At 71.1% G+C, this 14171-nt stretch carries 13 protein-coding genes; 8 read left to right on the top strand and 5 right to left on the bottom strand.

The genetic code is table 11. The annotated features are described in order from the left end of the window. Positions 1-62: 62 nt before the first annotated feature. Positions 63-761, bottom strand: a complete 699-nt coding sequence (locus QIT00_RS19180; protein WP_282536523.1) for an endonuclease V — start codon at positions 759-761, stop codon at positions 63-65. Positions 762-963: 202 nt separating this feature from the next. On the opposite strand from QIT00_RS19180, the gene QIT00_RS19175 reads away from it, so the two are divergent. Both QIT00_RS19175 and QIT00_RS19170 read left to right on the top strand, forming a co-directional pair. Continuing rightward, positions 964-2094 (top strand): hypothetical protein, encoded by a 1131-nt coding sequence (locus tag QIT00_RS19175; RefSeq protein ID WP_282536522.1) that lies wholly within the window; start codon positions 964-966, stop codon positions 2092-2094. Between the two features lie 31 nt (positions 2095-2125). Then, positions 2126-2467: a YciI family protein gene (locus tag QIT00_RS19170; protein ID WP_282536521.1), complete on the top strand. Its 342-nt coding sequence runs from the start codon at positions 2126-2128 to the stop codon at positions 2465-2467. Here the strand turns inward: QIT00_RS19170 and QIT00_RS19165 are convergent. After that, positions 2436-2687, bottom strand: a complete 252-nt coding sequence (locus tag QIT00_RS19165) for a hypothetical protein (protein ID WP_282536520.1) — start codon at positions 2685-2687, stop codon at positions 2436-2438. The two genes, QIT00_RS19170 and QIT00_RS19165, sit on opposite strands and share 32 nt — an antisense overlap. Before the next feature lie 165 nt (positions 2688-2852). Between QIT00_RS19165 and ssgD the strand changes: the two genes are divergently transcribed. From ssgD to QIT00_RS19140, 5 genes are all read left to right on the top strand, one after another. After that, positions 2853-3269, top strand: a complete 417-nt coding sequence (ssgD, locus tag QIT00_RS19160) for a spore wall synthesis regulator SsgD (RefSeq protein ID WP_282536519.1) — start codon at positions 2853-2855, stop codon at positions 3267-3269. Positions 3270-3588: 319 nt separating this feature from the next. Then, positions 3589-5229 (top strand): ABC-F family ATP-binding cassette domain-containing protein, encoded by a 1641-nt coding sequence (locus QIT00_RS19155; protein ID WP_282536518.1) that lies wholly within the window; start codon positions 3589-3591, stop codon positions 5227-5229. 75 nt (positions 5230-5304) lie between these two features. Then, on the top strand, positions 5305-7581 hold the full coding sequence (locus tag QIT00_RS19150) for an excinuclease ABC subunit UvrA (protein ID WP_282536604.1): 2277 nt from the start codon (positions 5305-5307) through the stop codon (positions 7579-7581). A gap of 300 nt (positions 7582-7881) precedes the next feature. After that, positions 7882-8658 carry a dimethylargininase gene (gene ddaH / locus QIT00_RS19145; RefSeq protein WP_282536517.1) on the top strand — a complete coding sequence of 259 codons (777 nt, stop codon included), beginning with the start codon at positions 7882-7884 and terminating at the stop codon, positions 8656-8658. Between the two features lie 181 nt (positions 8659-8839). Beyond that, entirely contained in the window at positions 8840-9811 is a 972-nt protein-coding gene (locus tag QIT00_RS19140) for an acyl-ACP desaturase (RefSeq protein WP_282536516.1), read from the top strand. A gap of 113 nt (positions 9812-9924) precedes the next feature. Here QIT00_RS19140 and QIT00_RS19135 read toward each other — a convergent pair whose 3' ends face one another. Together QIT00_RS19135 and QIT00_RS19130 are read right to left on the bottom strand one after the other, a co-directional pair. Then, a complete protein-coding gene (locus tag QIT00_RS19135; RefSeq protein ID WP_282536515.1) occupies positions 9925-10215 on the bottom strand; it encodes a WhiB family transcriptional regulator in 291 nt (96 codons plus the stop codon). A gap of 389 nt (positions 10216-10604) precedes the next feature. Next, complete coding sequence (locus QIT00_RS19130) at positions 10605-11399, bottom strand: VOC family protein (RefSeq protein ID WP_282536514.1); 795 nt, start codon at positions 11397-11399, stop codon at positions 10605-10607. Between the two features lie 304 nt (positions 11400-11703). Between QIT00_RS19130 and QIT00_RS19125 the strand changes: the two genes are divergently transcribed. Next, entirely contained in the window at positions 11704-12930 is a 1227-nt protein-coding gene (locus QIT00_RS19125) for a glycoside hydrolase family 64 protein (protein WP_282536513.1), read from the top strand. Positions 12931-12951: 21 nt separating this feature from the next. Here QIT00_RS19125 and QIT00_RS19120 read toward each other — a convergent pair whose 3' ends face one another. Then, positions 12952-13980, bottom strand: coding sequence for a LacI family DNA-binding transcriptional regulator (locus tag QIT00_RS19120; RefSeq protein ID WP_282536512.1), 1029 nt, complete (start codon positions 13978-13980; stop codon positions 12952-12954). Positions 13981-14171: the final 191 nt, after the last annotated feature.

Genomic DNA, 14171 nt, shown 5'->3' with positions numbered 1-14171 from the left:
GCGATTGAGGAGGCCCGTCTGGCAAGACTTTCGGGAAGGGGCGGGGAGGGGAAAGGCAGGCCTCAGCCCGCAGCCTCCCGCAGCGCCCGCCTGCACAAGGCATCGGCGAGCCGCGTCGACTCCGGCAAGCGATACCGCGGCGCGAGCTGAAGGACGTGCGCGACCGCCGTCCCCAGCGCCACCCGGTGGCCGACCGAGACGAACACCGGCTTCACCCCGTCCCGCGTCCGCACGGCACACCCCACCTCCTCGCCGCCCGCCTCCACGTCGACGAGCGGCGAGGTGCTGCCACGCCGGGCGCCCGGCTCCTCGTACGTGAACGTGAACGGGTTCTTGGCGACGCCGATCGTCGGCAGGCCGGTGAGCACGCCCAGGTGGCTGGCGAGGCCGAAGCGCCGCGGGTGGGCGCGCCCGTACCCGTCGCAGACGACCAGGCCCGGCGCGGCGGTCAGGCCCTCCAACGCGGCAAGGACGGCCGGGAGTTCGCGGAAGGCGAGCAGCCCCGGCACGTACGGGAAGCTGACCCTGCCCACCGCGGTCGCCTCCTCGACGACCTCCAGGCTCGCCCCGTCGAGGACGACCGCGGCCGCGACGACCACGTCCCGCTCGTCGTCGTACGCCACATCCACCCCGGTGACCGTGCCGGTACCGGGTGCCGGTCCGGGTTCGCTCAGCTCGACTCGGGTGCGCAACTCGTCCTGGACGGCGCGTGCCTGCGCTTCGGTGGTGGGCCAGTCGGCGGGGATGCGTACGGTCGTCATGGTGCTGCGAGCGTACGCGGACCGGGTTCCCGTGTGCTCCGGGCCTGTCGCGGACCTGTTTCGGGGGCCTGCTTCGGGGGCTTGTCGGGGGCTTGTTTCGGGGGCCTGTTTCGGGGGCTTGTCGGGGGCTTGTTTCGGGGGCCTGTTTCGGGCCTGCCCGAAAGTCCGTCCCTCCGGCTCCCCGCGCTCCTACCATCGCGCCATGCAGACGCCGAAATCCTCACGAACCGTCAGAACCCGGCTCCTGACCGGCAGGTCGAGGCTCCTTGCCGTCGCCGCCGCGCTCGTCACAGCGCTCACCGCGCCCGCCCTGGCCCCCGGGGTCGCGGGAGCGCAGGTCGCAGCCGAGGCCCGGCCCAACACCGACCCCGGCTTCCTCCAGGTGTACGACGCCAACGTGGAGAACCTGCCCACCTCGGACGAGCAGCCGCCCGCCGAGTGCGCGGGCGACTGGCACGACCTCATGTACTACATGCGTACGCGGGAGCTGAAGCCCGACCTCTACCTGGTGCAGCAGCTCAACAACCGGGCCCAGCTGGACCTGCTGCTGCAGCGGATGGAGGAGCACTTCGGGGAGAAGTTCGCCGGGGTGCTCGCGGAGAACGACCCCGAGCCGACCACCGGCGGCGACTGCAACGCCTTCAAGAAGCGGCAGACCAACGCGGTGATCTGGCGCACCGACCGGTTCTCCCTGGTCAAGTCCCAGTCGCCGGACAACCGTTGGCAGGCGCAGAACCACGTCGACGGGGCGTGTGTGAACAACGACCAGCCCCGGACGAAGGGCGTCAAGGCGCTGCTGCGGGACCGCGTCTCGGGCCGTACGGTCACGGCCGCCTCCTTCCACTGGCCGACGATGGCCCACGGCGGCGAGGAGTGTGCCGACGAGAACGCCGTGGAGCTGTCGAACGAGCTGACCGAGGACGGCTACGACAGCCACCCGCAGTACGGCGCGACGGACCTCTACATCGCGGGCGGCGACACCAACGCCCACGACCGCGAGGGCACCGGCTGGCGCGAGTGGTATGCGATGGCCAACGGCGACCTGGCCGGCAGCACCCTCGGCTTCCGCGACGCGGTGTACGCCGACTGCGAGACCACCGCGGACCCGGCCGCCTGCCGCAAGGACCGCTGGACGCTGCTCACCCGGTCCCACCGCCGCGTCGACTACCTCCTCGCCCGGGGCCCCGGCGACACCCTGCCCCGTACGACGGACGCCGTGGTGCCCACGTTCGACGAGGGCGACCTGGCCGACGAGGCGCTCTCCGACGACGGGGACAACCGCGACCTGGACTACTCCGACCACCGGGCGGTGGGGGCGCGGGTCCATTACTGACGGCGGGCGGCGCCCGGATAGTCTCGCCGTCATGTTCGTACTGGAGTTGACCTACACCGCCCCGATCGAGTCCGTGGAGCCCCACCTGGACGCCCACGTCGAATGGCTCGACCGGCACTTCGCCGACGGCACGTTCCTCGCGTCCGGGCGGAAGAACCCGCGGGACGGCGGCGTGATCATCGCCGTCGGCGAGGACCGGGCCGCCGTCGAGAAGATCGCCGCCGCCGACCCGTTCAGCACGGCCGGGGTCTGCGAGTACCGCGTGACCGAGTTCATCGCGACCAAGACGGCACCCGAACTCGCCGCGCACAAGCAGCAGCTGCCCTCCAGACGCAACAGCGCTACGCGCGCGGGCTCTCCAGGCGGGGAATGAGCCCCTGCACACCCAAGCCCAAGGAGCCGCGGCCCGGCGCGCAGTCGACCACGGTGAGCCAGCCGCGGCCCGCGTCCGCGGTGACGTCGACGCGGGCCGCGCCGACCGCGAGCACCGTGCTGCGGCTGTACGACACCAAGCGTGGCGGGCGTCCGGCTGCGCCCGCCACGCCCGTGCGCGGCACCGTGCCGTTCGAGTCGGCCGCCCACCCCGCAGCCACGCCCCCCGTACGTCCCTGGCCGTTCAGAGCCCCGCCCGGGGCGCCGGTGCCGAACGTCGGTCGGTGACGCACGTCACCAGGAGTCGTGTGCACGGATTTCGTCGTTCCACCGTCTTCCCCAGTGCCCGGGTCCATCCCGCCCGGCAGTCGTCGAGGGAGCAGGCGTTGTCCACCGTCATCGAGCAAGCCGTAGAGGCCCGCCTCATCGCGTCCGTGCCGCGCATGCCAAGCATCCCGGCGACCCTGCGGTACGACGTGCGCGATCCGTACGCCGTGCGCATGGCGTTCCCCGCGCCCGCCACCCTGGAGGGCATCGACGTGTCCTGGACGTTCGCCCGCGAGCTGCTCGCGGCCGGAGTGGACCAGGCCGCGGGCGACGGGGACGTGCGGGTGCGGCCGTACGGCTACGACCGGACCGTCCTGGAGTTCCACGCGCCCGAGGGCACGGCGATCGTGCATGTGCGCACCGGCGAACTCCGCCGCTTCCTCCGGCGGGCAGGCGCCGTCGTACCGGCGGGGCGCGAGCATCTGCACCTGGACGTGGACGGCGACCTGGCCGAGCTGCTGCGCGACGCCTGCTGATCCGGACGGCGCCGAAAAGGCGTTGACGCCCGAACCACTGCCCCCTTACGCTGTACGAGCCTTGTTGTCGTCGATCGGAGTAGGACGTTGCTCGTCTGAGGTCCTGGGACACCGCGTAGCACAGTGATTCCTCCTGTGTACGCCTGGTGCGACCTCCGACGGTGAGCCGTCCCCCGCGCAGCAGGGTTTTTCTGTTTCCTGTTTCCTGTTTCCTGCTGCCGCCCCGCCAGGGGCCGCCCCTGTCGGGCTCCCCCGTCGCACCCCCCCCGTGTCCCCACGCGCTGCCCTGTCACTTCAAGCGCGCCGGAGGCCGCCCACCATGTCTACCCACCCCACATCCATCGCCTGCACCTCGCTCCGCTTCAACTGGGCCGACGGCACCGAGGTCTTCGAAGACCTCCAGGTCGCCTTCGGCCCCGGACGCACCGGCCTCATCGGGGTCAACGGGTCAGGAAAATCAACCCTGTTGAAGCTGATCGCGGGAGAGCTCACCCCGGCCGACGGCACCGTCCGCGTCAGCGGCGAAGTCGGCTACCTGCCGCAGAACGTCACCCTCGACACCGGCCTGCGGGTCGACGCCGTGCTCGGCATCGCCGCGACACGCGCCGCCCTGCACGCCATCGAGGCGGGCGACGCGGCCGAGGAGCACTTCACCGCCGTCGGCGACGACTGGGACGTCGAGGAGCGCGCGATCGCCACGCTCGACCAGCTCGGGCTCGGCCACATCGGCCTCGACCGCACCATCGGCGAGGTGTCCGGCGGCGAGTCCGTGCTGCTCAGGCTGGCCGCGCTGCTCCTTCGCCGGCCGGACGTACTGCTGCTCGACGAGCCGACGAACAACCTCGACCTGTTCGCCCGGCAGCGGCTCTACGCCGCCGTCCAGGCCTGGTCGGGCGTGCTCGTCGTGGTCAGCCACGACCGTGAACTCCTCGATCTGGTCGACCAGATCGCCGACCTCAGAGGAGGTGAAGTCACCTGGTACGGCGGCAACTTCAGCGCCTACGAGGAGGCCCTCGCGGTCGAGCAGGAGGCGGCGGAGCGCATGGTGCGCGTCGCCGAGAGCGACCTGAAGCGGCAGAAGCGGGAACTCTCCGACGCCCATATGAAGTTGGCCCGCCGGGTCCGGTACGGCAACAAGATGTACGCGCAGAAGCGCGAGCCGAAGATCGTGATGAACGCGCGCAAGCGGGAGGCCCAGGTCTCCGCGGGCAAGCACCGCATCATGCACGAGGAGAAGCTCAGCGAGGCCAAGGAACGGCTCGACGAGGCCGTGGAGGCGGTGCGGGACGACGACGAGATCCGCGTCGACCTGCCCTTCACCGCGGTGCCGCCGGGACGCCAGGTCCTCACGCTGCGCGGGCTGACGCTCCGTTACGGGGCCGAGGTCAAGGGCGAGTTCGACCTGCGCGGGCCCGAGCGGATCGCGCTCGTCGGCCGCAACGGCGCAGGCAAGACCACGCTCCTGCGCACCGTCGCCGGACAGCTCGACCCGGTCGGGGGCGAGGTGGAGACGCACGTCCCGCTGCGGTTCCTGCCGCAGCGGCTCGACGTCCTGGACGACACGCTGAGCGTCGCCGAGAACGTCGCGCGGGCCGCCCCCGACGCCACCAACAACCGGATCCGGGCGCGCCTCGCCCGCTTCCTGTTCAAGGGCGCGAAGGCCGACCAGGAGGCGGGCACGCTCTCCGGCGGTGAGCGGTTCCGCGCGGCCCTCGCGGCGCTGCTCCTCGCCGAGCCCGCGCCGCAGCTGCTGATGCTGGACGAGCCGACGAACAACCTCGACATGGCCAGCGTCCGGCAGCTCACCTCCGCCCTGGAGTCGTACGAGGGCGCGCTGATCGTGGCCGCCCACGACCTGGCATTCCTGGAGTCGATCGGGGTCACCCGCTGGCTGCTGCTCGACGGCGAGCTGCGCAACACGACCGAGGAGGAGGTGCGGGAGCTGATGGCGGCACGGTGAGTCACCGCGCGGCTCCGGTGAGAATCCAGACAGAAGCTGTCGGGTATGGCTCGTAGCGTCAGGGGCATGCCCTACATGCCCGAGCACATCGTGATCACCGGAGCCCGCGAGAACAACCTCAAGGACGTCGATCTGCGCATCCCGAAAGGCCTGCTCACGGTCTTCACCGGGGTGTCCGGATCGGGGAAGTCGTCGATCGTCTTCGACACCATCGCCGTCGAGTCGCAGCGCCAGCTCAACGAGACCTTCACGTGGTTCGTCCGCAACCGGCTGCCCAAGTACGAGCGGCCGCACGCGGACGGCCTGGAGGATCTCGCGCCCGCGATCGTCGTCGACCAGAAGCCGATCGGCGGCCACTCCCGGTCCACCGTCGGCACCATGACGGACGTGTACTCGGTGGTCAGGGTGCTGTTCTCGCGGTACGGGACGCCGAGCGCGGGCCCGGCGACGGCGTACTCCTTCAACGACCCGTCCGGGATGTGCCCCGAGTGCGACGGCCTGGGCCGCACGGTCCGGCCCGACTACGGGCGCATCCTGGACGAGTCGAAGTCCCTCGCGGACGGCGCGGTCCTCTTCCCGCCGTTCCGCGTGGGCACCTTCCACGGGCAGACGTACGTGAACAGCCAGGATCTCGACGCGCACAAGCCCGTGGGTGAATTCAACGCCGAGGAGCGGGAGTTCCTCCTGCGCGGGCGCGGCGGGCGGGTATGGGTGAAGGGCTCCACCTTCGAGGTCGAGAACGACTACGAGGGGCTCGCGGACAGGTTCGAGCGGCTCTACCTGAAGCGGGATCTGTCGGCGCTCAGCCAGAAGACCCGCGACCTGGTGCAGGACTTCCTCAGCGAGGGCGTCTGCCCGCACTGTTCGGGGGCGCGCCTCAACGAGGCCGCGCTGGCCTCCCGGATCGACGGCCTGAACATCGCCGACGTCGCCGCGATGGAGGTCGGCGACCTGATCCCGGTGCTGGCCCGGATCGACGACCCGGTGGCCGGTCCCATCGCCGGGGCCGCCGTCACCGCCCTGGAACGCATCGAGGCGATCGGGCTCGGCTACCTCAGCTTGGACAGGCCGACGCCCACGCTCTCCGGCGGCGAGGGCCAACGCCTCAAGATGGTCCGGCATTTGGGGTCGAGCCTCACGGGCATGACGTACATCTTCGACGAGCCGAGCGTCGGCCTGCACCCGCGCGACGTGGGCCGCCTGAACGACCTGCTGCTAAGGCTGCGCGACAAGGGCAACACGGTCCTGGTCGTCGAGCACGACCCGGACGTCATCGCCGTCGCCGACCACGTGGTCGACATGGGTCCCGGCGCGGGCACGGGCGGCGGGCAGGTCGTGTACGAGGGGACGGTGGCCGGCCTTCGCGACTCCGGGACGCTCACCGGCCGCTGTCTGCACCGCCACCCGGACGTCAAGAAGAACCCTCGCAGACCGACCGGTCGGCTCTGGGTCAGGGACGCCTCGTTGCACAACCTGGACGACGTGACGGTGGCCTTCCCGGCCGGGGTGCTCACGGCGGTCACGGGGGTCGCGGGGTCCGGGAAGTCGAGCCTGGTGTCGGGGGCGTTCACGGCGGCGTATCCGGAGGCGGTGGTCGTGGACCAGTCGTCCATCGGGATCTCGGCGCGGTCCACCCCGGCCACGTACCTCGGGATCATGGACACCGTACGCAAGCTGTTCGCGCGCGAGACGGGCAGCGAGCCGGGGCTCTTCAGCTTCAACTCCCGGGGCGCCTGCGAGAGTTGCCAGGGGCGCGGAGTGATCTACAGCGATCTGGCGTTCATGGACCCGGTGACGACGACGTGTGAGGCGTGCGAGGGCCGGCGGTTCAAGGACGAGGTGCGGCGGCTGACGCTGGCCGGACGGTCCGTGGTGGACGTCCTGGAGATGACGGCGGACGACGCGCTCGACTTCTTCGCGCCCTTCGACGGCGGCACCGACAAGGGCGTGAGCCGCCGCCTGCGCGCCCTGCGCGACGTCGGCCTCACGTATCTCACCCTGGGCCAGCCCCTGGGCACGCTCTCCGGCGGCGAGCGGCAGCGCATCAAGCTGGCCACCCAGCTGCACCGCACGGGCGCGGTGTACGTCCTGGACGAGCCGACGACCGGGCTGCACATGGCGGACGTGGACGGCCTGGTCGCGCTGCTCGACCGGCTGGTCGACGACGGCAACACGGTCCTGGTGGTCGAGCACAACCTGGACGTGGTGCGGCGCGCCGACTGGGTCGTCGACCTCGGCCCGGACGGCGGCAAGCACGGCGGCCGCGTCGTCTTCGAGGGCACACCGGCCCAACTCCTGCGCGCGGAGGGCTCGTTCACGGCAGAGCATCTGCGCCGCGAGGTGCGCGCCTGAGATGAGCCCGGAGGGCGAATCCAGGGGCGCGGGGCTGTGACATTTGCGGCTCCGCCGCGGGGCGCGACCAGCCCCCACTGAGCCGCACCCGGCAGCGAAGCCACAAGCAGGCAGACGCGTCTGCCGGGCTCGCGCCATCGGCCGCAACCGCCGGTCGTGGGCTGGTCACGCAGTTCCCCGCGCCCCTGGCGGGGCACTCCACGCCGGGGAGGGCACGAGGCACCGGAACAGGGGTTCCGGTATGCCCCGCGACCTTGCATCATGGCGCCACAACCGAACCACCAGCAAGGAGTCACCCCCGTGCCAAGCAAGAAGGCCCTGATCCGCCGCCCCGGCCCGCGTCTGGCCGAGGGCCTCGTCACGCACGTGGAGCGCACCCCGGTCGACGTACCGCTGGCGCTCGCGCAGTGGGAGGCGTACGGGGAGGCGCTGCGGGCGCACGGCTGGGAGACGGTCGAGGTGGACCCGGCGGACGACTGCCCGGACGCGGTCTTCGTCGAGGACTCCGTGGTGATGTTCCGCAACGTCGCCCTGATCGCCCGCCCCGGCGCCGAGTCACGGCGTCCCGAGACGGCCGCCGTCGAGCAGGCCGTGACCGGGCTGGGCGCCTCCGTGAACCGGGTGCGGGAGCCCGGCGCGCTGGACGGCGGGGACGTCCTGAAGATCGGCGACACCCTCTACGTGGGGCGGGGCGGCCGCACGAACGCCGCCGGGGTGCGGCAGTTGCGGGCGGCGTTCGAGCCGCTCGGGGCGCGGGTCGTCGCGGTGCCGGTCTCGTCCGCGCTGCACCTGAAGTCGGCGGTCACGGCGCTGCCGGACGGCACGGTGATCGGGCATCCGTCCCTTGTGGACACCCCGTCGCTGTTCGGGTCCTTCCTGCCGGTGCCGGAGGAGTCGGGCGCCCATGTGGTGCTGCTCGGCGGCGACAGGCTCCTGATGGCGGCGAGCGCCCCGAAGTCGGCGGAACTGCTCGCGGACCTCGGCTACACGCCCGTACTGGTCGACATCAGCGAGTTCGAGAAGCTCGAGGGCTGCGTGACATGCCTCTCGGTCCGACTGCGCAATCTGTACGGATAGCCACAAATTCTCTGTTCAGATACGGGACATAGGGGCTATATCAGTCACGCGCCCACCCTGGTGGGGCTGGCCCTTTACCTGCCTCTTAACCTACGGTTTCGTAACCTACGGTCTCGTAGGCTACGTCCCCGTAGGTAAGCCGCAGCAAGAGCACAGCACCTCCGTCCCCGCAGGAGCCCCCGTGACGATCGCCTCTCCCCACCTCGGCAGCCCGGACACCTGGACCGATGCCCGGCTGCTTTACGCCCTCGAAGAGGTCGTGGAGACGGAGCTGAACCGCCACCTCAAGGTCGCCAAGGACTGGATGCCGCACGACTACGTGCCGTGGGGCGACGGGCGCAACTTCCCGGAGTTCTTCGAAGACGGCGAGGAGTGGGAGCCCGGCCAGTCCAAGGTCACCGACATCGGCAAGACCGCCCTCGTGGTCAATCTCCTCACCGAGGACAACCTGCCCAGCTACCACCACGAGATCGCGAGCCTCTTCGGCCGCGACGGCGCGTGGGGCACCTGGGTGCACCGCTGGACGGCCGAGGAGGGCAGGCACGGCATCGTCATGCGCGACTACCTGCTCGCCTCGCGCGCCGTCGACCCGGTCAAGCTGGAGCAGTTCCGGATGGCCCACATGAGCGAGGGCTTCGAGTCCGACAACCGGCACTCGATGCTGCACTCCGTCGCGTACGTCGCGTTCCAGGAGCTGGCCACCCGCATCTCGCACCGCAACACCGGACACCAGTCGGGCGACCCGATCTGCGACCGGATGCTGGCGCGCATCGCGACCGACGAGAACCTGCACATGGTCTTCTACCGGAACCTGCTGAAGTCGGCCTTCGAGATCGCCCCCGATCTGACCATGCAGGCCGTGCGCGACGTCGTCGTCAACTTCCGCATGCCCGGCCACGGCATGCCCGGCTTCGAGCGGGCCGCGGCGCAGATGGCGATCGGCGAGATCTACAACATGCGCATCCACCACGACGACGTGCTGCAGCCGGTGCTCCGCCACCTGAAGGTCCTGGAGATCGACGGGCTCGGCCCCGAGGGCGTGAAGGCGCAGGAGGAGCTCGGCCTGTACATGGGCGGGCTCGACGCCGAGGCGGCCAAGTTCGACGAGAAGCTGGCGGCGCGCAAGGCGCGTATCGCGGCACGCGGACGCTGACCGGCCCGAGAGACCGTCGGGACTCACCCACGCGCTGAGGGCTGTCCGCCCGCCGATTCGGCGGGCGGACAGCCCTCAGTCGTTTCGCGGTGCACCGCCGTACGGGGCCGGGCTCAGGCGCGGTCGGCCGACTTGCGGGCCGGGCCCTTTCTGAGGCGGTCGCGCTCCTTCTCGGACAGGCCGCCCCAGACACCGAACCGTTCGTCGTTGGCGAGGGCGTACTCGAGACAGGCGGCGCGCCCCTCGCAGGCCAGGCAGATCTGCTTGGCCTCGCGCACGGAGCTGCCCGGCTCGGGGAAGAAGAACGCCGACCCGGTCTGGGCGCACAGCGCGAGATCGAGCCAGCTGGGACGGTCGTCGGACACCCCGGCGTACGGGGTCTGAGTGGTGGACTTGCCGATCATGAGCGCCATCGTGCCGGGCGCGGCGAAACAAACGATCAATGAACGATCAACGAGGCGTTCATCCAGCCGTTCACGCCTGCGGCGGGCCTGTGCAGGATGCCGTGGGGTTCTTCCGGGCGGAAGGCGGCGCGCCGGTGTTCATTTCCCCTCCCCGCCCCTTCCCGAAAGTCCTGCGGACAGCTTCGGGGGCCAGCCCCCGGACCCCCGCTCCTCAAACGCCGGAGGGGCTGGATTAAGTCCCGGAGGGGCGGGCTCTTAAGGGGCGCGGGGAACTGCGCGACCAGCCACGACGGTGCGCAAGCCGAATGACAGCCTCGTCAGAGGAGCCGGGGGCCCGGGGGCGCAGCCCCCGTGACGGGGCCCGAGTCGACCCGCACCCCACCGACCCCCTACTCCCCCACCCGCACAGCAGACCGCATCACCGCAAACCTCGCACCGAACGGATCGGCCAGCTTGGCGATGCGGCCCACGTCCTGCACGTCCGTCGGTTCCACCCCCACCGAGCCGCCGAGCTCCCCGGCCTTCGCGGCGGCCGCGTCGCAGTCGTCGACCTCGAAGTACAGCAGCCAGTGCGAGGGCTCCTCGGCCTCCAGCGCGTCGACCTCCTTGGGCACCACGCCGCCGAACATCGCGTCCGGGTCCGTGCCCTCCGGATACAGCGTGGTGTACGAACCGCCCGGGAACTGCATCTCGTACGTCTGCAGGCCGATCGCCGTGCTGTAGAACGCGGAGGCCGCGGCGACGTCCGAGGTGTACAGCTCGGCCCAGCAGAGCGAGCCCGGACGCTGCACGGCCTCGAAGCCGGGCATCGTGCCGGCCTGCCAGACGCTGAACCCCGCGCCCGTCGGATCCGTGCACACCGCCATCCGTCCCAGGTCGCCGACGTCCATCGGCTCCAGGACGACCGTGCCTCCGGCCCGCTCGACCGCCTTCGCGGTGGCCTCGGCGTCCGGCGTGCGGAAATAGAGCGACCAGGAGGGCGGGGCCTCCGCCTCCGGGAGCTGCATGCCGCCTGCCACGGACTGTCCGCCGCTGCGGTACGTCACGTAACCGCCGAACTTCTCGCTGTCACCCTCGGACGTCCAGCCGAGGACGCCGCCGTAGAAGCCGTTGGCCCGCTCGATGTCCGGGGTGCCGAGGTCCGCCCAGGTCAGTGAGCCGGTGACGAAGCGGGTGGTGAGCATGATGAGCGCTCCTTGAGGGTCCCGTCTGTGCTGCCTCTTCGAGTCTGGCACCCGGCACTGACAATCGCGCCCCGAAGCGAGACCACACCCCTCGGCGTCGCGCGTGCCCCCCTCGGCGTCGTGCGTGCCCCCCCTCGGCGTCGCGCATGCCCCGCCGACCCTCCCCGGCCCACCGACTTATGAAGGAACCTTCCCGAAGAGAGCGCTCTCAGCCACAACTCTTGACGCCTGTACGGGACTTGGCCAAGGTGGTCGGCACGCGGACGCCCCCATCCCCGCGTTCCCCCACACCCCAGGAGACTCCGTGATATCGCGCCGAGTGTTCTTGACCGCCACCGCGGGTGCCGCCACCGCGCTGACCTACCCCATCTGGGGAAGCGCTCTCAGCCCCAGCGCCAAGGCCGCACCGGATACCTGTGAACTCGCCCTGGAGAACAAGTCGTTGACGGGGACGGTGCACGCGTACGTCACCGGGCACGAGCAGGGCACCGACCGCTGGGTGCTGCTGCGGCCGGACGGCAGCGTGTACCGGCCAGAGTCGCCCGCCCAGCCGCAGACCCCGCTGCCCGTCGACTGCGCCATCCCGCTGGGAGGCCCCGGCGAGGCCCCGGTCGTACTGACGCTTCCTCAGATGTTCGGCGCCCGGGTGTACTTCGTACGCGACGACAAGCTGGACTTCTTCCTCAACCCCGGCCCCTCCCTCGTAGAGCCCGCGTTCGCGACGAAGGAGGACCCCAACTACGGGCGGACCTGGTCGTTCTGCGAGTTCACGTTCAACCCGCAGCAGCTGTACGCCAACATCAGCTATGTCGACCTCGTGACCGCGCTGCCGATCGGGCTGAAGCTGGTGGGCGACGGTACGCACGACGTGGCGCCGCTGCCCGACGGGGCCGTGCAGAAGATCGCGGACGACCTGGCGGCGCAGACCGCGAAGGACGGGCAGCCGTGGGACCAGCTGGTGATCAGGGGCGGGGACGGGAAGGTGCTGCGGGTGATCTCGCCGCAGAACCTGATGGCCCCCTGGTTCGACCGGCCGGACGAGATGCCCTTCCGCGACCTGTGGAACGGCTACATCGACCAGGTCTGGGACAAGTACCGCTCCGAGGACCTGCGCATCGACCTGCAGGGCGGCCGCGGTGTGCAGGCCGGCCGGGTCAGCGGGGACACGCTGACCTTCGACGGCGGGCACAGTTTCGCCAAGCCGACCTCGAAGGACGTCTTCACCTGCAACCACGGCCCGTTCACCAACAACCCGGACGACCCGGACGACAAGAAGGGCCTGATCGCCCGGCTCGCGGCGGGCTTCAACCGGAGCATCATGCTCAGCCACCCCGAGCAGCCGAACGGCACCACGGCGGCGGACTACTACAAGGACGCGACGACCAACCACTGGGCGCGGGTCGTCCACGCCAACTCGCCGATCGGGTACGCCTTCCCGTACGACGACGTACGTCCCGACGGCGAGCCGGACGTGTCGGGCGCGGCCCACGACGGGAACCCGCGGCGCTTCACGGTGTCGGTCGGCTCCTGACCGGGTGAGCGGGGCTGGCGCTCAGGCCGAGGCCCGCCGCACCAGTGCCGTCGGCGTGATCACCGAGGCCGGGGCGGTGTCCAGGGAATCCGCCTGGTCACCGCCCCGTTCCAGCGCGCGCAGCAGCAGCCGGGCCATCAGGCGGCCCATCTCCTCGATGTCCTGGCGCACGGTGGTGAGCGGCGGGTTTGTCTGCTCCGCGACGGGCTCCATGTCGTCGAAGCCGACGACCGCCACGTCCTCGGGCACGCGCCGCCCGTGCTCGTGCAGCACCCTGAGCGCCCCGGCCGCCGTCAGGTCGTTGGCGGCGAACACCGCGTCCAGGTCCGGGTTGTGGGCCAGGAGTTCTCGCATCGCGCGCTCGCCGCCTGCCGGGGTGAAGTCGCCGCGTGCGACCAGCGCCGGGTCGGCCTCCGGCAGGACGTCGCGGTAGCCGTCGAGGCGGTCCACGGCCGAGGTCTGGTCGAGCGGTCCCGCGATGTGCGCTATCCGCTCCCGCCCCAGGGACCGCAGATGCCGTACGGCCTCACGGGCGCCGCCGCGGTTGTCGCAGTCGACGTACGGGGTGCGCCGGCCGCCGCGGTCCGGGCGGCCGCCGAACACCGTGGGCAGGGCGGACCCCCGGATGATGTCCGGGAGTTCGTCGTCGAGGTGCACGGAGAACACCAGCGCCCCGTCGACGTGGCCGCCCGCGAGATAGCGGCCCACACGCGCGTAGTCGTCCTTGCCCTCGACGAGCAGCAGCACCAACTGCGAGTCCTGGGCGGTGAGTTCCTTGCTGATGCCGCGCAACTGCTGGGCGAAGAAGGGGTCGGTGAAGACGCGCGTCTCGGGTTCGGCGATGACCACGGCGACCGCGTCGTGGCGCCGGGTGACGAGGGAGCGGGCGGCCTGGTTGGGCACGTAACCCAGTTCGTCGACCGCGCGGAGGACCTTCTCGGCGAGTGAACTGCGCACGCCCGCACCGCCGTTGACGACGCGGGACACGGTGGCGCGGGAGACGCCCGCGTGGGCGGCGACGGCTTCCAGGGTGGGACGCGGGTCGGGCACGTTCGGGGTCACTCCTCGGGCCGGAGGGGGTACGGCGATCCGGCCAGGATATCCACCGGCGGTCGGCCGACCCGCAGGGTCGGCCGGGGCTGGATTGGTTCCCCTACCCGCCCCTTCCCGAAAGCCTGCGGCGCTGTCGGTCGGCTTTCCCGCCGTCGTGGCTGGGCGCGCAGTTCCCCGCGCCCCTTTCG

The sequence above is a fragment of the Streptomyces luteolus genome (assembly GCF_029968015.1).
Taxonomy (GTDB): Bacteria; Actinomycetota; Actinomycetes; order Streptomycetales; family Streptomycetaceae; genus Streptomyces; species Streptomyces luteolus.
The sequence above is the reverse complement of the archived record's forward strand: the minus strand, read 5'-3'. Positions and strand labels throughout refer to the sequence as shown.